The following is a 20,194-nucleotide window of genomic DNA, read 5'->3' as shown; positions in this document are numbered from 1 at the left end:
GAAAAACAAGAAAAGGGTGAGGGTGTCGTCGCTACGACAGCCCTTCACCCTTTTTTGCTGTTCAGTCGGAGATTGAATGAGCGTCACCACGTCGGGTCTGCAGTCGAAGTCGGGCAATCGCGTCATGCGCAGCGCCATCGAGCTCCTGAGCTCGATGCGTTTCGCCATTGCGCTGCTCGTCATTCTGTCGATCGCCAGCATCATCGGTACCGTCCTCACGCAGGACGATCCGTATCCCAACTACGTCAACCAGTTCGGTCCGTTCTGGGCGGACATCTTCCGCGCGCTGAGCCTCTACACGGTGTACAGCTCGTGGTGGTTCATGCTGATTCTCGGCTTCCTGATGGTGTCTGTGTCGCTCTGCGTGATCCGAAATGCGCCGAAGATGGTCGCCGACGCGAAGAGCTGGAAGGACAAGGTTCGAGAAGGCAGCCTGCGCGCGTTCCATCACAAGGGTGAGTTCGCGGTGCACGGCACGCGCGCGCAGTCGGCGGCGGTGCTCGTAAGGTTGTCGGCGAAGCTCGGCTACAAGTTCGTCACGCGCGAGTCGGACGGCGCGACGTTGATCGCCGCGAAGCGTGGCGCGCTGACGAAGTTCGGCTACATCTCCGCGCACCTCGCGATCGTCGTGATCTGCCTCGGCGGCCTGCTCGACAGCAATCTGCCGATCAAGCTGCAAATGTGGCTGTTCGATAAGTCGCCGATCAACTCGAACACGGTGATCAACGAGATTTCGCCCGAGCATCGGCTGTCGCAATCGAACCCGACGTTCCGCGGCTACGCGTGGGTACCCGAAGGGCAGCACGTGTCGACCGCGATCCTGAATCAGCCCAATGGTTCGCTGATCCAGGACCTGCCGTTTTCGATCGAGCTCAACAAGTTCATCGTCGATTACTACTCGACCGGCATGCCGAAGCTGTTCGCGAGCGACATCGTCGTGATCGATCACAAGACCGGCGCGCGCGTGCCGGCGCGCGTCGAGGTCAACAAGCCGTTCGAATACGACGGCGTGTCGATTTATCAATCGAGCTTCCAGGACGGCGGCTCGCAGATGCAGATGACTGCCTTCCCGATGTCCGGCCCGAGTGCAAAGCCCGCGCCGTTTGGCGGCACGATCGGCGGCAGCGCGCCGTTGAGCTCGGCCACGCCGCTGGCCGATGGCCAGACCGTCGAATTCACCGACTTCCGCGCGATCAACGTCGAAAACATCTCGAACGGCAACGGGCAGAACGATGCGCGCGGGGTTGTCGCGCAGCACTCGCTGAAGGAAGCGTTCGACGAGCGCCTCGGCTCCGGCGCGAAAACGTCGAAGCCGCTCGATCTGCACAACGTCGGCCCGTCGGTGCAGTACAAGATTCGCGGCAAGGATGGCCAGGCGCGCGAGTACAACAACTACATGCTGCCCGTCGACGTGAACGGCGAGAAAATGTTCCTCGCCGGCATGCGCTTGAATCCCGACGACCCGTTCCGCTACCTGCGCATTCCCGCCGACAGCGGCGGCACGCTCAAGGAATGGATGAATCTGCGCGCCACGCTGGAAGACCCGAACCAACGGGCCATCGCCGCTCATCAATTCGCGCAGCATTCGGTGCCGGGTTCAAATGCGGAGTTGCAGCAACATCTGGAGGAAAGCGCCTTGCGGGTGCTGACCCTTTTTGCGGGCGCCGACAGCAGCATGAAGATGCCGAATGGCGAAACGCTCGGCGGCTTCCAGGCGGTCGCTGGGTTTATCGACCGCTCGGTACCGAAGGGCGAGCAGGAAAAGGCGGCGGGCCTGCTGCTTCGCATGCTCGAAGGCGTGACGTGGGACTTGTGGCAACTGTCGCGCCAGCGGCTCGGCGAGCCCGCCGCGCCGGCCGATGCGGACACGAGCCGCTTCATCCAGAGTTCGCTTAATGCGATTTCCGACAGCTTTCTGTATGGATCGCCGGTCTATTTGCAGCTTGACTCATTCAAGCAGGTGCAAGCTTCGGTATTTCAGTTGACGCGCGCGCCGGGCAAAAAAGTCGTGTATCTTGGCAGCCTGCTTCTCGTATTGGGCATCTTCTCGATGTTCTACGTTCGCGAACGGCGTCTGTGGTTCTGGCTCAAGGACACGGACCACGGCACGAGCGTCGTAATGGCGATGTCGAGCGCGCGTAAGACGCTAGACTTCGAGAAAGAGTTCGTCCAGACGCGGGCCGCCGTGAGCGCCGCACTGGGCGCGAAACTCATCGAAGCAGCCGATGCCAGCCCGGCCGGTCAGGCCGCCGCTGCATCGGCAAGCTCACAGGATTCGACCCGGTAAGATCATGGACTTGACTCAGGTTTCCTCCTCCTCTTCTTCTGCTTCACGCGCCGACAAGGCGTTTGCGAGCAGCACGCCCGAACTCCCGAACTTCGACGAACGGCCGTTTCTGAAACGCCTGGGTATCGTCGACTGGCTGTTCGCGCTCGCGCTTGTCGGGGGCGCCGGGTTCGCGCTGTCGCGCTATTACCCGTTCATGAACTACTACGACAAACTGGTGCTGATGTGCTCGGTGCCGGTTTTCGTCGTGCTCGGCTGGCGCTGGAAGCCGGTGCGTCCGCTGATGGTGGGAATCGCCGCGCTGTCGCTGCTCGCAATCCAGATCTACCACGGCGATCTGAGCCGCGCCGACAACGCTTTCTTCCTCAAGTATTTCCTGTCGAGCCAGTCCGCGATCCTGTGGATGAGCGCGCTCTTCGTATTCGCGACCGGGTTCTACTGGATCGCGCTGCTGTCGCGCTCGCCGACCGGCGCCGCGATCGGCTCGACGATGACGTGGGCGGCGGTGCTGATGGGCTTCGTCGGCATGATGGTGCGCTGGTACGAGTCGTATCTGATCGGCGCGGACGTCGGCCATATTCCGATTTCGAACCTCTATGAAGTGTTCGTGCTGTTCAGCCTGATCACCGCGCTGTTCTATCTGTACTACGAGCAGCACTACAACACGCGCGCGCTCGGCGCGTTCGTGTTGCTCGTGATCAGCGCAGCCGTCGGCTTCCTGATGTGGTACTCGGTCGCGCGCGACGCGCAGCAGATCCAGCCGCTCGTGCCGGCGCTGCAAAGCTGGTGGATGAAGATTCACGTGCCGGCGAACTTCATCGGCTATGGCAGCTTCGCGCTGTCGGCGATGGTCGGCGTCGCATATCTGGCGAAGGAACGCGGCGTGCTCGCGGATCGTCTGCCGGCGCTCGACGTGCTCGACGACGTGATGTACAAGTCGATCGCGGTCGGCTTCGCGTTCTTCACGATCGCGACGATTCTCGGCGCGCTGTGGGCCGCCCAAGCCTGGGGCGGCTACTGGAGCTGGGACCCGAAGGAGACGTGGGCGCTGATCGTGTGGCTGAACTACGCGGCCTGGCTGCACATGCGTATGATGAAGGGCCTGCGCGGCGCGCTCGCCGCGTGGTGGGCGCTGACCGGGCTGCTGGTCACGAGCTTCGCGTTCCTCGGCGTGAACATGTTCCTGTCGGGCTTGCATAGCTACGGCAAGCTGTAAGATCCGCCGCGCTGAACCGACTAAGAACCGCCGCGTGCTTTCGCACCGGCGGTTTTTTTATGGCCGATGGAATATTCGTTGCTCCCCGGTGTTCGCCAGTCGAGCACCAGAGCAACTACCCATGGATGACAGACGCCCCCAAAGGGGCGATCATCAATAAGGCTCCGCAACGCGCGCGACGCGGCGGGCCGGCAAGGAGTAGCACGATGTGGATCAAGCGAAGCGACAGAATTCAACTGACCGGCGATGACATCGCGCGCAGCGAAATCGCGCCGCGGCACGTGTTCGAGAACCGGCGACGCATCCTGCAGGCGGCGGGCGCGATGGCGCTCGGCGGCCTGATCGGCGTGAGCGGCGAGGCGCTCGCGACCTACTCGTCGCCCGATCCGAAGGCGCAGAAGCTCGCGGCGAAAACCAACACCAGGTTCGTCGCGCTCGACAAGATCACGCCGTACAAGGACATCACCACCTACAACAATTTCTACGAGTTCGGCACCGATAAATCCGACCCCTCGCAGCGCGCGGGCACGTTGCGGCCGCATCCGTGGAAGGTGAGCGTCGAGGGCGAGATCAAGAATCCGAAGGTGTACGACATCGACGATCTGCTGAAGCTCGCGCCGCTCGAGGAGCGTGTGTACCGGCATCGCTGCGTCGAAGGTTGGTCGATCGTGGTGCCGTGGATCGGCGTCTCGCTGTCGGAGCTGATCAAACGCGTCGAACCGACCGGCAATGCAAAGTACGTGCAGTTCATCACGCTCGCCGATCCGTCGCAGATGCCAGGGTTGTCGGCACCCATACTCGATTGGCCGTACTCCGAAGGCCTGCGGATGGACGAGGCGATGCATCCGCTGACGCTACTGACGATGGGCCTCTACGGCCAGGTGCTGCCGAATCAGAACGGCGCGCCGGTGCGCGTCGTGGTGCCGTGGAAGTACGGCTTCAAGAGCGCGAAGTCGCTCGTGAAAATCCGCTTCGTCGAGAAGCAGCCGCCGACGAGCTGGAACACGTACGCGTCGAACGAATATGGGTTTTATTCGAACGTGAATCCGAATGTCGATCATCCGCGCTGGAGTCAAGCCACTGAACGGCGCATCGGCGAAGACGGCTTTTTCACGCCGAAACGCAAGACGCTGATGTTCAACGGTTACGGCGATCAGGTCGCGTCGCTCTATCAGGGCATGGACCTGAAGAAGAACTTCTAGGGCGAGCGCGATGGTTTCCGATACGCAAACTGTCACCCGCACCGAGCCTGCGACGCGGCGGACGTCGTCGGCGGCGAAGCCGCGTTCCACCGGCGGCGCGCGCTGGGTCGTGCCCACCAAAGTCGCAGTCTTTATCGCGGCGCTCTATCCTCTCGCGCGCCTCGTGCTGTTCGGCCTGACCGACCGGCTCGGCGCGAATCCGATTGAATTCATCACGCGCTCGACCGGCCTGTGGACGCTCGTGTTCCTGTGCATCACGCTCGCGGTGACGCCGCTACGCCGTCTGACCGGCGTCGCCGCGTTCGTGCGTTTGCGCCGCATGCTCGGGCTCTACACGTTCTTCTACGCGACGCTGCATTTCACCACGTACCTGTGGTTCGACAAGTGGTTCGATGTTGCGGAGATTCTGAAGGACATCGGCAAGCGGCCGTTCATCACGGTGGGCTTCGCGGCGTTCGTGCTGCTGATCGCGCTCGCGGTCACGTCGCCGCGCGCGATGGTGCGCAAGCTCGGACGTCGCTGGCAAACGCTGCATCGCGCGATCTATGCGATCGGCGTGCTCGCGATCCTGCATTTCTGGTGGATGAAGGCGGGCAAGCACGACCTGCTGCTGCCGAAGATCTACGGCGCGGTGATGATCGCGTTGCTGGGATGGCGGCTGGTGGTGTGGATACGTGAGCGGAGGATGGGAACGCGCCGACGATGATGGCGAGTTTATTGGCGTCACGCTGTTTCAAATAAAAATGGCGATGCCACCGTGGCATCGCCGTTTTCGTTGCTGCGCTCGACCTTCGCGCTCTGCCGCAGGGACTGACGTTTACGCCGGCAGTATTGTTTCATCCGCAAACAGCTGCTTGAGCTCTTCGCGCGCGCGAACCACATGCGCCTGTGTACCATCCACCATCACCTCGGCGGCGCGCGCACGGGTGTTGTAGTTCGAGCTCATCACGAAGCCGTACGCGCCGGCCGAGCGGATCGCGAGCAGATCGCCGGGTTCGACCGCGAGCAGCCGCTCGCGGCCGAGCCAGTCGCCGCTTTCGCAGACCGGGCCGACCACGTCGTACACATGCGCGGGGACGTCGCGCTTCACGACCGGCTCGATGGCGTGATAGGCGTCGTACATCGCGGGGCGCGCGAGATCGGTCATCGCCGCGTCGACGATCGCGAAGTTCTTGTCCTCGCCCGGCTTCAGAAACTCGAGACGTGTGAGCAGCACGCCCGCATTGCCGACCAGCGAGCGGCCCGGCTCGAAATAGACTTCGCGGTGACCGTGGCCGCGCGCTTCGATGCGATCGAGCACCGTGCGCACGAACTCACCGATTTCCGGCGGCGTTTCGTCGTCGTAGGTGATGCCCAGACCGCCGCCGACGTCGATATGGCGAATCGACACGCCGTCCTGCTCGATCTGCTCGACGAGTTCCAGCACCTTATCGATCGCGTCGAGATAGGGCGCGACTTCGGTGATCTGCGAGCCAATATGGCAGTCGATGCCGATCACCTCGAGATTCGACATCGCCGCGGCCGCCTGGTAGGTGGCACGCGCATCTTCGAACGCGACGCCGAACTTGTTGGTCTTGAGTCCGGTGGAAATGTACGGATGCGTTTTCGCATCGACATCGGGATTCACGCGCAGCGACACCGGCGCTTTCTTGCCCATCTCGCCCGCCACCGTGTTGAGGCGGTCGAGTTCGGGAATCGATTCGACGTTGAAGCATTTGACGCCCGCCGCGAGCGCGTCGCGCATTTCGCTTGCCTGCTTGCCAACGCCCGAAAACACGGTGTTTTCCGCTTTGCCGCCAGCCGCGAGCACGCGCGCGAGCTCGCCGCCCGACACGATGTCGAAGCCCGCGCCGAGGCGCGCGAACACGTTCAGCACCGCGAGATTGCTGTTGGCCTTGACGGCCACGTGCACGCTCGCGCGACGCCCCGCGCAGGCGCCCGCATAGGCGTTCCACGCAGCGGTGAGCGCGGCGCGTGAATAGACGTAGAGCGGCGTGCCGAACTGCTCGGCGAGGGAAACGGCGGACACGCCTTCGGCGTGCAATACGCCGTCGACGTAGTCAAATGCGGATCGAGTCATGCGAAAGTCTTATTGAACGGAAGGGACGGCAGAGGCGGGCAGCGGCACTGCTGGAGCCGATGCCGCCGAAGCGGGCGGCGCCGCGAGCTGGTCTTCGGGGGCGAGCGTGAGCGGCGTGCCCGAGGTGTCCGGGATCGAACCCGTGTCGGCCGCGCTGCCGCTAGCCGGTTGCGTTCGATCGGTCGATGGCGTTTGCGTGCGGTGAGCCGGCGGGGCAGGCATCGGCGGTACGGTCGGCAGATAGAGTGAGCCGCGTTGGCCGCAGCCGGTAAGCGCACAACCTGCGAGAATGACTAAAACCGCTACAATCGCGCGGCCGGGCGCTGCCGCGCGCATCCGAGTTACGACTCGCATGACTGTCCCTGAATGAATAATCGATGGAGTTTAGCATGTCCGATAGTGATTACCTGACCCGTGCGGAAGCCGTGCTGGCCGCCATCGAGAGCGCGCTCGACGACATCGACGCCGACATCGAGCTCGAGCGCAGCGGCAACGTTTTGACGCTCGAATTCGAGAACCGCACGAAGATCATCGTCAACCTTCAGCCGCCGCTGAGCGAGATCTGGATCGCAGCGAAGGCCGGCGGTTTCCACTTCCGTTTCGTCGACGGTGAATGGCGCGACACGCGCAGCGGCGCGGAGTTTTTCGCGGCGCTGTCGCAGTATGCGACGCAGCAGGCTGGCGAGCCGGTGCGGATCGCCGCGCTATGAGCGCGGTGTAATCAGCGCGAGACGCTCTCAAAACAAAACCGCCGCGTAACGAACGCGGCGGTTTTTTTCTTTTCTAGCGGGACATCGACGCAGCCTCAGTGCCCGCGGAACAGATTCATGATGTCCTGCTTTTCCTGTTCGCCGACCTGTTCCGGCGCGGCGGCTGCCGCGCTCGCCTCCGCATCGAGCGTCGCCTGACTGACGCCGACCGTCGCGATGAAACCGTGGCCCGGCGTGAACTCGTCGAAATAAAGCTCCGAGCCGATTTCGCTGACGTCGTCGGGGCGTGGCATCGTGTACTCGGGCACCCCCTTCAGCGCGCGTCCCATGTACTCGATCCACACCGGCAGCGCCAGGCCGCCGCCGGTTTCCTTGTCGCCGAGGCTGCGCGGGTTGTCGTAGCCGATCCACGCGATCGCGGTGAGCGTGTGCTGATAGCCGGCGAACCACGCGTCACGGGAATCGTTGGTCGTGCCGGTCTTGCCGGCGAGATCGGTGCGCTTGAGCACGTTGCTCTTCGCCCCGGTGCCGTGCTGCGCGACGCTTTGCAGCAGGCTGTTCATCACGTAGGCGTTGCGCGGTTGGATCGCGAATGGCGCGCTTTGCCCGGCCACGAGCGGCTGCGCGTGCGCGACGACGATGCCGCGCTGATCGGTGACCTCCGCGATCAGATACGGATTGATCCGGTAGCCGCCGTTGGCGAACACCGAGAACGCGCCGGCCATTTGCAGCGGCGTCACGAGACCCGCGCCGAGCGCCATCGGCAGATAGGCGGGATGGCGGTCCGCGTCGAAGCCAAACCGCGTGATGTATTGCTGCGCGTACTTCGGGCCGATCTGGTTCAGGATGCGGATCGACACGAGGTTCTTCGATTTCTGCAGCGCGGTGCGCATCGTCATCGGACCGTCGAAGCCGCCGCCGTAGTTTTTCGGCTCCCACGCCTGGCCGCCGGTTTCGGCGGCGCTGAAGAAGAGCGGCGCGTCGTTGATGATCGTGGCGGGCCCGAGGCCCTTTTCGAGCGACGCCGAATAGATGAACGGCTTGAAGCTGGAGCCCGGCTGACGCCACGCCTGCGTCACATGATTGAACTTGTTCTTGTTGAAGTCGAAGCCGCCGACCAGCGAGCGGATCGCACCGTCCTGCGGCACCACCGAGATGAACGCGCCTTCCACCTGGGGCAATTGCGTGATCGACCAGTCGCCCTCGTCGTTCTTCACGAGCCGCACGATCGCGCCGGGCCGGATGCGCTGATTCGGCTGCGCGCGAGGGCCGAGCGCGAACTGCGCATAGCGCAGGCCGTCGCCCTGAATGGTCGCGACATTGCCGTCGATGAACGCCGCCTGGACCTGCTTCGGGCTCGCCGCCGTGACGACGGCCGCGATGATTTCGCCATTGTCGGGATGTTCGAGCAGCGCGTCGTCGATGGCCTGCTCGCGCTCGTCGGCGTCGGCCGGCAGATCGATGAACGCCTCCGGGCCGCGATAGCCGTGACGGCGCTCGTAGTCCATCAGGCCTTTGCGCACCGCGTGGTAGGCGACGTCCTGATCGGCCGAGTCGATCGTGGTCACGACGTTCAGGCCGCGCGTGTAGGCTTCCTCGCGATACTGCGCGTACATCATCTGCCGCACCATTTCCGCGACGTATTCCGCGTGCACGCTGTACTCCTTGCCCATGCCCTTCACGACGAGCCGTTGCCGGCTCGCCTCGTCGTACTGTTCCTGAGTGATGTAGTGCAATTCGTACATGCGCTGCAGGATGTACTCCTGGCGCACCTTCGCACGCTTCGGATTGACGACCGGGTTATACGCGGAGGGCGCCTTCGGCAGACCGGCGAGCATCGCCGATTCGGCGAGCGTCAGGTCCTTCAGATCCTTGCCGAAGTACACGCGCGCGGCACTCGCGAAACCGTACGCGCGCTGACCGAGATAGATCTGATTCATGTACACCTCGAGAATCTGATCCTTGCTCAGCTTCGACTCGATCTTGTACGCGAGCAGCATCTCGTAAATCTTGCGCGTGTACGTCTTCTCGCTGGACAGAAAGAAGTTGCGCGCGACCTGCATCGTGATCGTGCTCGCGCCTTGCGTCGCATGACCGTTGGTCAGCGCGACGATGCCGGCTCGCGCGATGCCGGTGAGGTCGACGCCACCGTGCTCATAGAAGCGCGCGTCCTCGATCGCGAGGATCGCTTTCTTCAGGCTGTCGGGCACGTCCTGGATGTGCACGATGTCGCGTCGCTCCGCGCCGAATTCGCCGATCAGCACGTGGTCGGCCGTATAGATTCGCAGCGGCACTTTGGGCTGATAGTCGGTCAATGCATCGAGTGACGGCAGGTTTGGCGTCGCGACGACGAGCGCATAGCCGAGCACCAGCGCCACGCATACGATGCCCGCCACGATCAACCCGACAAAGCCGAGGATCAGCTTCAGCCATAACGGACGTTTGCGCTGTTTCGGCGCGGGCGGTGGGGACGCAGGAGACGTGGCTTGCATAGGAGTACCGGAAAAACAGTCCCGCGATTATAGCCGCCAGGGTTTTTCTGCTTTCGACAAGCTTACGAATAACGTGTAATCGGCACACGCCAGGCGGCGCGGGAATGACTTCGCTGTAGTCCCAACTGTAGTCGCTTTGATGTCGCTCGGGGCGGCTTCGCATCCGCGTTAGCCATTCGGCTGAATGTCGTTAGGACGTGCGTCTGCCGACAATGATCCCTCGTTACTCGCGTTCGAATGGTTCGTCGCGTGAGTCAGAGGGAGGGCGGTATGGCCTATAAAAATTCGTGGCTTCAGGCGGTGCGGGAGGGCCGGCAGCGTTTCGCCGCCGGCATCGATGTCGGTTCGCAAAACGTGCGTCTCGTCGTGGTGAGTCAACGCGCCCGGGGCGCGCTGCATCTCGAACATATGAGCACGGTGCCGTTCGCGGCCGGCACCATGGCGGGCGCCGAGATCGTCGATCGGCAGGCCGTCGCGCGGGCGTTGCGCGATGCGTTCGCCGGTTTGCCGCGCGTATGCGCGACGCACGCGCTGCGCTGCGCGATGGCCGTGCCTTCGTCGGCCACGCTGACGACGACAGTGCCGCTCGCGCGGCTCGCCGCTCAGAGCGACTGCGAGGCGGAGGACGGCGGCGTTGCGCTCGCCGGACTTGCGCCCGCGGTGATGGGAGAGGCGGAGCGCATCGCCGGCCTCGAGCGTCATGCGCTCGCGGTCGACTGGTACGTCGACGAGACGCCGTCGCCGGTGCGCTCGGTCAAGATCGCCGCGACCGCGCGTCAGCATCTCGAAGCGCGGATCGAATGCGCCGCGACCGCAGGGATTTCGCTGTCCGCGATCGATGGCGAACCGCACGCGGCATTGCGCGCGCTGCGCCACGCGGCCAGTCGCGAGCTCGACCCGAACGAGCCGTACGCGGCGGTGTGGGTCGGTACGGACGGCGTGTACGGCTGGAGCGTCGTCGATGGCGCGAGCGTCGGCGAGATGCGCTACCCGGCGCCGGAGCATGCCGATCTCGCCGACGCGTTGCGCGATCTCATGCGCGGGCCGGAGTTCGACTGCGCGCTGATTGGCGGCGAAATCGATCTGCTCGACGGCGTCGGCTTTTCACTCGCCGATATTGGCGACGTGCTCGGCTGCTCGGCGCTGCCGTTCGAATGCGCGCTGCTCGGCAGCCACGCGCGGCCGCTCGACGACGCCTTGCTGCACGAGCCGGCTGGCGCGGTCGCGTTTGGGCTCGCGTTGCGCGGGGTGCTGGAATGAAGGCCGTTCTGTCGTTTTCGTCTGGCGTCGCCGCGAGTGCCGATCAGCGCGCCGCTGTACCGTGGCTGGGCGGCTTCAATCTGCTGCCGTATCGCCAACGCAACGCGCGACTCGCGCGGCGCCGCTGTATGCGCGACTGGGCTGTGGCTGCTTGTGTCGGTGCCGCGGGTGTGTCGCTCGTCGCCGGTTGGCAGAGCGTCGCCGCAGCGCGGCTCGATGCGCGGCGCGCGGCGGCCGGGCAGGCGCTGACTCCGCTCGCCGTGCCGCTCGCGGAGCACGCGAAGCTGTCGCGGGCCGAACAGGATGAGCGCGAAGCCGCGGCGCGCGCCGCGAGTCTCGCGAGGCCGCTCGCACATCTGCGCGATCTGCTCGACGCGCTGAGCTTCGAACCCGGCGATCGCGTCGTGTTGCGGCAGCTGCGCCAGCGCGAGTACGAGACTGAATTGCTGGCGACTTCGAGTGACCATATCGCATCGGCTGAGTGGCTCAAGCGGCTCGGCGCGATCCACGGCGTGCAGGGCGCGGAGATGCGCGATCTGCATCGGCCGACGGGGAAGGGCGGCGCGTCGACGGAACAGGCGATAGGCGGACCCGTGGAGTTCGATGCGCGCCTGCGCTGGGGCGATCCGCCGCACAAAGCGACGCGCGCCCTGAAGGCCGCAGCAACGGGAGGTGCGCGATGAGCACGACCTTTTTCGAGGCGGGTGGTGCGGCGCATGGATCCGCGGGTTTTTCGCGCTGGGTCAAGCAGGCGCGTATGCCGCTCGAGGCGTGGAGCCGGCGCCGTCGCTGGCTCGTCGCGGCGACGCTTGCCGCGCTCGTGTTCGGCGTCGGCGCGTACGGCTGGAACGCGGCTGATCTCGCCGGACTGGAAGCGAGCCGCGCGGCGCTCGCGGTCAGCACGCAGCGTCTCGCACACGCGCGGCACACGCTCGCACAGCTGCCGTCGCTGCGCCATGCAGCCGCGGCGATGCCGGCCACGGCGTCGAGCGCCGTGTCGTGGAACTCCGCCGACGACGTGCGCATCGTCTCCGAGCTGGCCACGCAAAGCGGCGTCGCGCTGCTTGCGGTGGAACCGGGCGCGGCGAGCGGCGAGGGCGTCGAGCGGATGCGCGTGCTGCAGCTCACCGCGCGCACCGACTTCGTTCACCTGATGGCGTTTTTCCACGGGCTCGCGCAACTGCCGGTGCTGATCGTTCCCGTCGACGTGACCGTCAAGCAGGACGGCAAAGGGCTCGCGGTGGCCGCGACGCTGCAGGTGTACGCCGCGCTGCGACCGGTGCCCGACACCCCGGCTGCGAGCGCCGAGGCGAGCCCTGACGCCGACGAGGCTGCCGACGATGACGACGAAGGCCTCGTGTTCTTCGATCCATTTGCGAAGTCGCAGATCTCCGCGAGCGGCGAGCTGGGCGATGCTTCTGAGTTGCGCCTTGTCGGTTTGCTGCGCGATCGTACCCGCGGGCTCGCGCTGCTCGACACGCCAGACGGCACGACGACGGTCGCGGCCGGGCAACGACTGGGCGTCGAGCGGGTCACACAGCTCGACGCGCTTGGCATTACGCTCGCGAACGGCGGCGCGACGCGCACGCTGACGCTGACGCTGACGGAGGCGTCATGATGCGCCCGCTCAAGCGATGGTGCGTCGCGACGCTGGGTGTCGGACGCGAGGTCCGCGTCGTCTCCGGACGGTGTTTCGGGCTCTACGTCGCCGCGACGCTGGGTGCCGGCGTCGCACAGGCAGCGACGCCACTGCTGCTGCCGCCGTTGCCGACTTACGCGGCGCTCGACGACCCGGCCGTATCGGCCAACACCGCCTACGAGACGGCGCCGCTGCCGAGCGGCGGCATCGGCCAGGCGGCCAATCCGTTCGGCGACGTTTCCACGCCAGGCGCGGCCCAGGAGCCGGACACGCTCCAGCCGGCCGCGCGTTCCGCGATAGCGCCCGACGCTTCCCCGGACGACGTCGCCAACGGCCCAATGCCGCCGCCTTCGCCAAGACAACCCGCCACCCCGGCTCGCGACGACAGTGCCGGCACGCCTGGTCTCGAAGGCCCGCCGGTCCCGGTGCCGCCGCGGCCGCGCCTCGCCGACGCATCGGCGAGTGCGGACTCGGGCCTTCCCGCGGGCAACGAGCCGATCTCGCTGAACTTTCAGCGTGCGCAACTTGGCGCGGTCCTGAAAGCGTTCGCCGAGTTCACCGGCCTGAACATCGTCGCCAGCGACAAAGTGCGCGGCGCCGTGTCGATACGTCTCGACAAGGTGCCGTGGCGCACCGCGTTCGACACCTTGCTCGACGTCAACAATCTGGCGATGGAGCGCCACGGCAACGTAATCTGGGTCGCGCCTGCCGCCGAGCTCGCCGCGCGCGAACGTCAGCGCTTCGAAGCCCACGCGCGTGCCGCGGACCTCGAGCCGCTCGCGAGCCGCACCTTCGAGCTGCACTACGCGCATGCCGAGGACGTGCGTCGCCTGCTGACCGGTTCCGGCACGCAGCGCGTGCTGTCCAAACGTGGCGCGGTCACCGCTGATCCGCGCACCAACCTGCTGTTCGTCACCGATCTCGCGGGGCGGCTCGAGCAGATCGCGGCGCTGATCGCTTCCGTCGACCGGCCGACTCGCCAGGTGCTGATCGAGGCTCAGATCGTCGAAGGCGACCAAGGCTTTTCGCGCAATCTCGGGGTGCGGCTGTCGCTCGCCGGCACCAGTGCGGACGGTACGTCGAGAGGGCTGACGGGTGGGACGGACGGCTCCGTGTACGATCTGTCGGCCCGACCGATCTCCGGATTCGATGCCGCGACCGCCGGCCTCACGCTGTTCGCGGCTCACGCGACCCGGCTGCTGAATATCGAACTCTCGGCGCTCGAGTCCGAAGGGCATGGGAAAATCGTGTCGAGCCCACGGGTCGTCACCGCGGACCGGATGAAGGCGATCGTCGAGCAGGGCACCGAGCTGCCGTATCAGGCGAAGGTCGGCCAGGGCGTATCGGGCGTGCAGTTTCGCCGGGCGACGCTCAAACTGGAGGTCGAGCCGCAGATCATGCCGGATGGCCGCGTGGTGCTCGATCTCGACGTCGCGAAGGACAGCGTCGGCGAGCAGACCGACGCCGGGCCCGCGATCAACACCAAGCACGTGCAAACGCGCGTCGAGGTCGAGGACGGTGGTACGGTGTCGATCGGCGGAATTTACGAGACCGACGACCGTGACGACGTCGAGCGGGTGCCCCTCCTCGGCAAAATACCGGTTCTGGGCGCATTGTTCCGCCATCGGACTCATCGCGACACGCGTAGCGAACTGGCGGTTTTCATCACGCCGCGCGTGGTGCGGGAAAATTAGGGCATATAGGGCACGCATGCACCGCCGTCCGCCGGCGGCGCGCAGGCTCGACAAGGCAGCCGCTTTGCCAGTAAGCTGCGGCACGAACTACACCGGATTAGCCAGAGGACACCGTTGCAAGCGCGGGACGCACACGCCAATGTTTTTTTCGTAGGGCTCATGGGGGCAGGAAAAACCACTGTGGGTCGGGCGGTTGCGCGCCGTCTCGAGCGCCCGTTCTTCGATTCCGACCATGAAATCGAGGCGCGCACGGGCGCGCGCATTCCCGTGATCTTCGAGCTCGAGGGCGAAGCGGGCTTTCGCGATCGCGAAGCGAGCGTGATCTCCGAGCTGACCGGGCGCGACAATATCGTGCTCGCGACCGGCGGCGGTGCAGTCCTGCGGCCGGAAAACCGCGAAGCGTTGAAAAGCCGTGGCCTCGTGATCTATCTGCGCGCCAATCCGCATGACCTGTGGCTGCGCACGCGGCGCGACAAGAATCGCCCGCTGCTGCAAACGGAAGACCCCAAGGCGCGCCTCGAAGCGCTCTATGAAGTGCGCGACCCGCTGTACCGCGAATGCGCGCACTTCGTGATCGAAACCGGCCGGCCCTCGGTCAACGGACTCGTCAACATGGTTCTGATGCAGCTCGAGATGGCCGGCGTCGCCAAACATCCTGCTTCATAATGGACCGTATGATTACCGTCAACGTCGAACTGGGCGAGCGCGCCTACCCCATCTATATCGGTGCCGGCCTGATCGGCCAGACCGCGCTGTTCGCGCCGCATATCGCCGGCAACTCGGTCACGATCGTCACCAATAGCACCGTCGATCCGCTCTACGGCGACAAGCTGCGCGCAGCGCTTGCGCCGCTGAACAAGCAGGTGTCCACGGTGGTTTTGCCGGACGGCGAAGCACACAAGAATCTGCAGACGCTGAACCTGATCTTCGACGCGCTGCTCGGCTCGCGCGCCGACCGCAAGACCACGCTGATCGCGCTCGGTGGCGGTGTGGTCGGCGACATGACCGGGTTTGCCGCCGCCTGCTACATGCGCGGCGTGCCGTTCATCCAGGTGCCGACCACGTTGCTGTCGCAGGTGGATTCGTCGGTCGGCGGCAAGACCGGCATCAATCATCCGCTGGGCAAGAATATGATCGGCGCGTTCTACCAGCCTCGGGCGGTGATCGCTGACATCGGCGCATTGCGTACGTTGCCCGAACGCGAACTCGCGGCGGGCATCGCCGAGGTCATCAAGACCGGCGCAATCGCCGACGCCGGATTCTTCACCTGGATCGAGGCCAATATCGAGGCTTTGAACCGCTGCGAACCGGAGGCGTTGACCGAGGCAGTCAAACGCTCGTGCGAGATCAAGGCGTCGGTGGTGGCGCAGGACGAGCGCGAAGGTGGTCTGCGCGCGATCCTCAACTTCGGTCACACGTTCGGCCACGCGATCGAAGCCGGACTCGGCTATGGCGAGTGGCTGCACGGCGAGGCGGTCGGTTGCGGAATGGTGATGGCGGCGGATCTGTCCGTGAGGCTCGGCCATCTCGATGAAGCGTCGCGCAAGCGGCTCGTCGACGTCGTGCTTGCCGCGCATCTGCCCACTCGTGCTCCCGCGCTCGGCGCGGATCGTTACATCGAGCTGATGCAGATCGACAAGAAGGCGGAAGCCGGCGCGATCAAGTTCATTCTGCTGAAGCGTTTCGGTGAGACACTGATCACCCGCGCGCCCGACGCCGACGTGCATGCGACGCTGGCCGCCGCCGTCTAGATTCAACACGGCCCTGCAGCCACGCTTCACGCACCCGCGTCACGAGGCGCCGCCCATGTTTCGGAGGACCCGGTGACTGACAGGCGCAGCGACGATATCCAGCATGACACGACGAGCGCGCGCGCAGGCGCCGGGAACGGCGTCATCGCCGCCACGGTCAGCGCCGCGGATGCCGCTGCCGCGGTTGCCACACCCGCCGTCCCCGCGCCGACCCAGCAGGCGCTCGAAGCGCATCTTGCGCCGTACGCGGCGCATTCGAGCCAGTCGCGTGGGCGTCGCTATGCGGAAACCGCGCCGAGCGCGCGTACCGAGTTTCAGCGCGACCGCGACCGCATCGTCCACTCGACCGCATTCCGGCGGCTCGAATATAAGACGCAGGTATTCGTCAACCACGAGGGCGACCTGTTTCGCACGCGCCTCACCCATAGCCTCGAAGTTGCGCAGATCGCGCGCTCGGTTGCGCGCAATCTGCGCGTCAATGAAGATCTCGTCGAAGCGATTTCGCTGGCGCACGATCTCGGCCATACGCCGTTCGGCCATGCCGGCCAGGATGCGTTGAACGAATGCATGCGCGAGCATGGCGGTTTCGAGCACAACCTGCAGAGCCTCACGGTCGTCGACGAACTTGAAGAGCACTACGGAGCGTTCAATGGGTTGAACCTGTGCTTCGAGACGCGCGAGGGCATTCTCAAGCACTGCTCACGCGACAACGCGCGCCGGCTCGGGACATTGGGCGAGCGCTTTCTCGAAGGGCGGCAACCGTCGCTCGAAGCGCAGATCGCCAACGTCGCCGACGAAATCGCGTACAACAATCACGACGTCGACGACGGTCTGCGCTCCGGTCTGCTGTCGCTCGAGCAGCTCGCCGAAGTGGAACTCTGGCAGACGCACTGCGAGGCGGCGCGCGGCGACTATCCGCAGATCGAGGGGCGTCGGCTGATTCACGAGACGGTGCGGCGCGTGATCAATACGCTGATCGTCGATCTGATCGAAACGACGCGGGCCAATCTCGCGCGCTACGCGCCGGCGTCACTCGACGACGTGCGCGCGGCGCCCCCGCTCGTCGCGCACAGTGATGCGATCGCCGCGCAGGCCGCGGCGCTCAAGCGCTTCCTGTTCAGAAATATGTACCGTCACTATCGCGTGATGCGCATGGCCAACAAGGCACGCCGCGTCGTGGTCGGCCTGTTCGACGCGTTCACCGACGACCCGCGGCTGCTGCCGCCGGACTATCAGTCGGCCGATGCGACGCGTCAGCCGCGTTTGATCGCGCATTACATCGCGGGGATGACCGATCGTTACGCGCTGAAGGAGTATCGGCGGCTGTTCGTGATCGACGATAACTAGCCGCTGGCGGCTGGGCGCGGCAAGGGGTGTAACGTTCAGCGTTGCCGCATCGAAGTGGCCGTCGCGCCCCCTTGCCAGCACCGTCAAACCGGGCAAGCCAGTGTCATCGCGAACGGGACGCGAACAGCGCCCCCAGCACCAGCGCAAGCCCGCCGACGATCGCAATCGTCTGCCACGGATTTTCATGCACGTAGTGATCGGCGTCCGAGATCGCGACGCCCGCACGATCGCGCATCGCGTCGCGCGTGTCGTTCAGCCGCTCGCGCGCGGCGTCCAACTGTTTGCGCAGCCTGCCGCGCAGGGCCACGGCGTCGGCCTGCGTGCCGTCGGCCAAGGTCGATTCGAGTTCCGACAGCAGGGTGCGCAACTCGACCGCGATGTCTTCGGCCGCGTGGCGGCTGTGGCGAGCGATGCGCCGCGCGCGGCGACTCGCGCTGGTCCAGGATTCGCCGAGGGCGTCTCGCGTATTTGGAAGTGCTGTCATGGTCGCTCCGTCGATGAGTTGAAAGGCCCCGCGCATCGTCGCGCGGACACGCTATGCGTAGACGCAGTATCACGTCGTCGCATAGGAAACGCCATCTAAACGCAACTTCGATGCCAAGCGCTGCATTGCCGGCACCGCTGCACGCGTGCGGCTCGCGACAGGATGGGGCGTGCCCGTATCGTCGCCGGATTTTGCACATGGACGCGCCGAATTCGCGTCAAATTTACAAACGCTGATGCCGGATGACGCTGCCATCCCGATGCAACAGAGACGCCAAATGCAAACGCCGTGATCGGTTCGATGACGGCGTTCCCCAGGTCGCGAAAATTCGACTACCCTAATTCAAGCTACCTGCTTTAGCGAAGCGTTAGAAACGGTAACCGACGTTGACGTAAGTGACGATCGGGTTCAGCTTGATCTTGGTTTGCGATTGCACGGTCAGCGTGCCGACCGGCGTGGCCGATGCCGAACTGAGCTTTGCGGTCGTGCTGAGCGGCAGGTACGAGATCGACACGCCGGCGAACCAATGCTGATTGAAGGCGTACGTGAAGCCCGCATTAAACACGGGTTCCCACGAACTATCCGTCGACACACTGGTCGGACCATGCAGAACGTTGGCTTCGAATGCGCTGTTGGAAATGTGTTCGTCGGTGAACCAGATGCGGCTCACACCGAGACCGAGATACGGGCGGAACGAAGCGGTCGGCGCGTTGAAGTAGTACTTGAACAGCAGCGTCGGGCTCCACTGTTTGGCCTGCCCGAGCTTGCCGAACTGCGCGAAGCTGCCCGTGCCGTACAGATCGAAAGTAGGGGGGACGCCAATGACGAATTCGGTTGCGATATGGTCGGTGACGAAGTAGCCGGCGGTGAAACCGATGGTATCGGCCGAACTCAGCGAGGCGCCGGTGTTGGCTTCGGTGATGTTGGTTGGGCTACCGCCAATGCTGGTCACGGTCAGTGGGTCGCTGCTCGATTGGGGCGCCAGATGGAACCAGCCCGTCGAGAAGTAAATGGTGCCGGCCGATTGTGCGTGCGCTGCCGTGCTCATGCAGGCTAGCACTGCCATCCCCGTTACGGCCTGTTTTAATTTCATATGTGCTCCTCCAAAAAAGGCCCGCTCATTATGACTACAACGTTTGAAACAAACCATACGCGGCGGTTAGAGTTTTCTCCCTAAGCACCGCGTGGTTTCTGGCTTGGCCGCATGGCGCCGAACCTTGCGCCCATGCGGCTCTTCGGACCTTCGGGTATATACCAACGCGACTATTGGACACTCCAGCATGGCACGGCTTGCACGTCTTTATGTCCCCGACCAGCCGCAGCACGTCATCCTCCGCGGGCTCGACCAGCAGCCCGCCTTCGTCGACGACCAGGACTACGAGCTTTTCATCGACTGTCTGAAGGCGGCCTCCCGGGACCATCACCTTTCCATCCACGCTTACGCCTTGATGCCGGGCGCCGTGCAACTGCTCGTCACGCCCACCGAGGAGTCGAGCCTGCCCAAGGCGATGCAGGCCGTCGGGCGGCGTTATGTCGCGCACTTCAACCGGCGCTATGCGCGTCGCGGCACCTTGTGGGAAGGCCGTTACCGGGCCACCGTGATCGAGGGTGAGCGCTACTTCCTGCTTGCGAGCCGGGTTGTGGAAATGTGTCCGGTGCGCTTGCAGCTGGTCAACGCGGCCGAGGATTATCGCTGGTCGAGCTACCGTCATCACATCGGCCTCACCCTCGACAGTCTGATCACGGATCACCCCCTTTACTGGTCGCTCGGCAATACGCCGTTCGAGCGACAGCGTGCTTATCGCGAACTGTGCGAGCAGCCGCTCGACGAGCGCGAGGCAAGTCAGCTTCAGCAAGCCACGTTGAAGGGCTGGGTGCTCGGCAGCGACACGTACCGCGAATGGGCGGCGCGCGCCGCCAACCGACGTGTGTCACCCCTACCGCGTGGCCGGCCACGCAAGGTGCGCGAGACGCCGCATACGCAGTGAGGCGGCGGCAGGGCGATACCCCGGCGGCGCCGATAGAGCCGCTT

The 20,194-nt window shown here is 64.9% G+C and carries 18 protein-coding genes; 13 read left to right on the top strand and 5 right to left on the bottom strand.

Going from position 1 to position 20,194, the window contains the following annotated elements:
• Positions 1–76: 76 nt before the first annotated feature.
• The 4 genes from OKW37_RS21835 (at position 77) to msrQ (ending at position 5,411) form a co-directional block, all read left to right on the top strand.
• On the top strand, positions 77–2,287 hold the full coding sequence (locus tag OKW37_RS21835; protein ID WP_429509914.1) for a cytochrome c biogenesis protein ResB: 2,211 nt from the start codon (positions 77–79) through the stop codon (positions 2,285–2,287).
• Between the two features lie 4 nt (positions 2,288–2,291).
• Positions 2,292–3,503, top strand: coding sequence for a c-type cytochrome biogenesis protein CcsB (ccsB, locus tag OKW37_RS21830; protein WP_184065481.1), 1,212 nt, complete (start codon positions 2,292–2,294; stop codon positions 3,501–3,503).
• Positions 3,504–3,709: 206 nt separating this feature from the next.
• Positions 3,710–4,705, top strand: a complete 996-nt coding sequence (msrP, locus tag OKW37_RS21825; protein ID WP_184065483.1) for a protein-methionine-sulfoxide reductase catalytic subunit MsrP — start codon at positions 3,710–3,712, stop codon at positions 4,703–4,705.
• A gap of 10 nt (positions 4,706–4,715) precedes the next feature.
• A complete protein-coding gene (msrQ, locus tag OKW37_RS21820; protein ID WP_429408110.1) occupies positions 4,716–5,411 on the top strand; it encodes a protein-methionine-sulfoxide reductase heme-binding subunit MsrQ in 696 nt (231 codons plus the stop codon).
• A gap of 111 nt (positions 5,412–5,522) precedes the next feature.
• Here the strand turns inward: msrQ and lysA are convergent, their stop codons facing one another.
• Complete coding sequence (lysA, locus tag OKW37_RS21815; protein WP_429408112.1) at positions 5,523–6,785, bottom strand: diaminopimelate decarboxylase; 1,263 nt, start codon at positions 6,783–6,785, stop codon at positions 5,523–5,525.
• A 9-nt stretch (positions 6,786–6,794) separates the two neighbouring features.
• Positions 6,795–7,139, bottom strand: coding sequence for an LPS translocon maturation chaperone LptM (gene lptM, locus OKW37_RS21810; protein ID WP_090802141.1), 345 nt, complete (start codon positions 7,137–7,139; stop codon positions 6,795–6,797).
• A 35-nt stretch (positions 7,140–7,174) separates the two neighbouring features.
• On the opposite strand from lptM, the gene cyaY reads away from it, so the two are divergent.
• On the top strand, positions 7,175–7,495 hold the full coding sequence (gene cyaY, locus OKW37_RS21805; protein ID WP_184065492.1) for an iron donor protein CyaY: 321 nt from the start codon (positions 7,175–7,177) through the stop codon (positions 7,493–7,495).
• 95 nt (positions 7,496–7,590) lie between these two features.
• Here the strand turns inward: cyaY and OKW37_RS21800 are convergent, their stop codons facing one another.
• The gene (locus tag OKW37_RS21800; protein ID WP_429408115.1) at positions 7,591–9,987 is read right to left on the bottom strand and encodes a penicillin-binding protein 1A; all 2,397 of its coding nucleotides are present in this window, start codon (positions 9,985–9,987) and stop codon (positions 7,591–7,593) included.
• A gap of 270 nt (positions 9,988–10,257) precedes the next feature.
• On the opposite strand from OKW37_RS21800, the gene pilM reads away from it, so the two are divergent.
• The 7 genes from pilM to OKW37_RS21765 all read left to right on the top strand — a co-directional run bounded on the left by pilM (position 10,258) and on the right by OKW37_RS21765 (position 17,678).
• Positions 10,258–11,247, top strand: a complete 990-nt coding sequence (gene pilM, locus OKW37_RS21795) for a pilus assembly protein PilM (protein WP_090802137.1) — start codon at positions 10,258–10,260, stop codon at positions 11,245–11,247.
• A complete protein-coding gene (locus tag OKW37_RS21790; protein ID WP_429408117.1) occupies positions 11,244–11,930 on the top strand; it encodes a fimbrial assembly protein in 687 nt (228 codons plus the stop codon). The genes pilM and OKW37_RS21790 overlap by 4 nt, the downstream gene beginning before the upstream one ends.
• Entirely contained in the window at positions 11,927–12,865 is a 939-nt protein-coding gene (locus tag OKW37_RS21785; protein ID WP_429408120.1) for a hypothetical protein, read from the top strand. Before OKW37_RS21790 ends, OKW37_RS21785 begins: the two co-directional genes overlap by 4 nt.
• Complete coding sequence (gene pilQ, locus OKW37_RS21780; RefSeq protein WP_429408122.1) at positions 12,862–14,580, top strand: type IV pilus secretin PilQ; 1,719 nt, start codon at positions 12,862–12,864, stop codon at positions 14,578–14,580. The genes OKW37_RS21785 and pilQ overlap by 4 nt, the downstream gene beginning before the upstream one ends.
• 114 nt (positions 14,581–14,694) lie before the next feature.
• The gene (locus tag OKW37_RS21775; protein ID WP_090802131.1) at positions 14,695–15,246 is read left to right on the top strand and encodes a shikimate kinase; all 552 of its coding nucleotides are present in this window, start codon (positions 14,695–14,697) and stop codon (positions 15,244–15,246) included.
• Between the two features lie 8 nt (positions 15,247–15,254).
• On the top strand, positions 15,255–16,331 hold the full coding sequence (aroB, locus tag OKW37_RS21770; RefSeq protein ID WP_429408124.1) for a 3-dehydroquinate synthase: 1,077 nt from the start codon (positions 15,255–15,257) through the stop codon (positions 16,329–16,331).
• 144 nt (positions 16,332–16,475) lie between these two features.
• Positions 16,476–17,678, top strand: coding sequence for a deoxyguanosinetriphosphate triphosphohydrolase (locus OKW37_RS21765; protein ID WP_429408501.1), 1,203 nt, complete (start codon positions 16,476–16,478; stop codon positions 17,676–17,678).
• A gap of 103 nt (positions 17,679–17,781) precedes the next feature.
• On the opposite strand, the gene OKW37_RS21760 is transcribed toward OKW37_RS21765, so the two are convergent.
• Together OKW37_RS21760 and OKW37_RS21755 are read right to left on the bottom strand one after the other, a co-directional pair.
• Complete coding sequence (locus tag OKW37_RS21760) at positions 17,782–18,162, bottom strand: DUF883 family protein (RefSeq protein WP_090802126.1); 381 nt, start codon at positions 18,160–18,162, stop codon at positions 17,782–17,784.
• Between the two features lie 367 nt (positions 18,163–18,529).
• Positions 18,530–19,255, bottom strand: a complete 726-nt coding sequence (locus OKW37_RS21755; protein WP_429356249.1) for an OmpW/AlkL family protein — start codon at positions 19,253–19,255, stop codon at positions 18,530–18,532.
• A 187-nt stretch (positions 19,256–19,442) separates the two neighbouring features.
• On the opposite strand from OKW37_RS21755, the gene OKW37_RS21750 reads away from it, so the two are divergent.
• Positions 19,443–20,150, top strand: coding sequence for a transposase (locus tag OKW37_RS21750; RefSeq protein WP_013090727.1), 708 nt, complete (start codon positions 19,443–19,445; stop codon positions 20,148–20,150).
• The last annotated feature ends 44 nt before the right edge of the window (positions 20,151–20,194 follow it).

It is taken from the genome of Paraburkholderia sp. MM5482-R2, assembly GCF_050436125.1.
GTDB classification, from domain to species: Bacteria; Pseudomonadota; Gammaproteobacteria; order Burkholderiales; family Burkholderiaceae; genus Paraburkholderia; species Paraburkholderia tuberum.
The sequence above is the reverse complement of the archived record's forward strand: the minus strand, read 5'-3'. Positions and strand labels throughout refer to the sequence as shown.

Excerpts from the sequence above, each read along its gene's own strand:
- msrP (WP_184065483.1), top strand. The coding sequence starts at position 3,710 with ATGTGGATCAAGCGAAGCGACAGAATTCAACTGACCGGCGATGACATC.
- pilQ (WP_429408122.1), top strand. The coding sequence starts at position 12,862 with ATGATGCGCCCGCTCAAGCGATGGTGCGTCGCGACGCTGGGTGTCGGA.
- msrQ (WP_429408110.1), top strand. The coding sequence starts at position 4,716 with ATGGTTTCCGATACGCAAACTGTCACCCGCACCGAGCCTGCGACGCGG.
- cyaY (WP_184065492.1), top strand. The coding sequence starts at position 7,175 with ATGTCCGATAGTGATTACCTGACCCGTGCGGAAGCCGTGCTGGCCGCC.
- OKW37_RS21785 (WP_429408120.1), top strand. The coding sequence starts at position 11,927 with ATGAGCACGACCTTTTTCGAGGCGGGTGGTGCGGCGCATGGATCCGCG.
- pilM (WP_090802137.1), top strand. The coding sequence starts at position 10,258 with ATGGCCTATAAAAATTCGTGGCTTCAGGCGGTGCGGGAGGGCCGGCAG.
- lptM (WP_090802141.1), bottom strand. The coding sequence starts at position 7,139 with ATGCGAGTCGTAACTCGGATGCGCGCGGCAGCGCCCGGCCGCGCGATT.
- ccsB (WP_184065481.1), top strand. The coding sequence starts at position 2,292 with ATGGACTTGACTCAGGTTTCCTCCTCCTCTTCTTCTGCTTCACGCGCC.
- aroB (WP_429408124.1), top strand. The coding sequence starts at position 15,255 with ATGATTACCGTCAACGTCGAACTGGGCGAGCGCGCCTACCCCATCTAT.
- OKW37_RS21755 (WP_429356249.1), bottom strand. The coding sequence starts at position 19,255 with ATGAAATTAAAACAGGCCGTAACGGGGATGGCAGTGCTAGCCTGCATG.
- OKW37_RS21790 (WP_429408117.1), top strand. The coding sequence starts at position 11,244 with ATGAAGGCCGTTCTGTCGTTTTCGTCTGGCGTCGCCGCGAGTGCCGAT.
- OKW37_RS21750 (WP_013090727.1), top strand. The coding sequence starts at position 19,443 with ATGGCACGGCTTGCACGTCTTTATGTCCCCGACCAGCCGCAGCACGTC.
- OKW37_RS21800 (WP_429408115.1), bottom strand. The coding sequence starts at position 9,987 with ATGCAAGCCACGTCTCCTGCGTCCCCACCGCCCGCGCCGAAACAGCGC.
- OKW37_RS21835 (WP_429509914.1), top strand. The coding sequence starts at position 77 with ATGAGCGTCACCACGTCGGGTCTGCAGTCGAAGTCGGGCAATCGCGTC.
- lysA (WP_429408112.1), bottom strand. The coding sequence starts at position 6,785 with ATGACTCGATCCGCATTTGACTACGTCGACGGCGTATTGCACGCCGAA.
- OKW37_RS21760 (WP_090802126.1), bottom strand. The coding sequence starts at position 18,162 with ATGACAGCACTTCCAAATACGCGAGACGCCCTCGGCGAATCCTGGACC.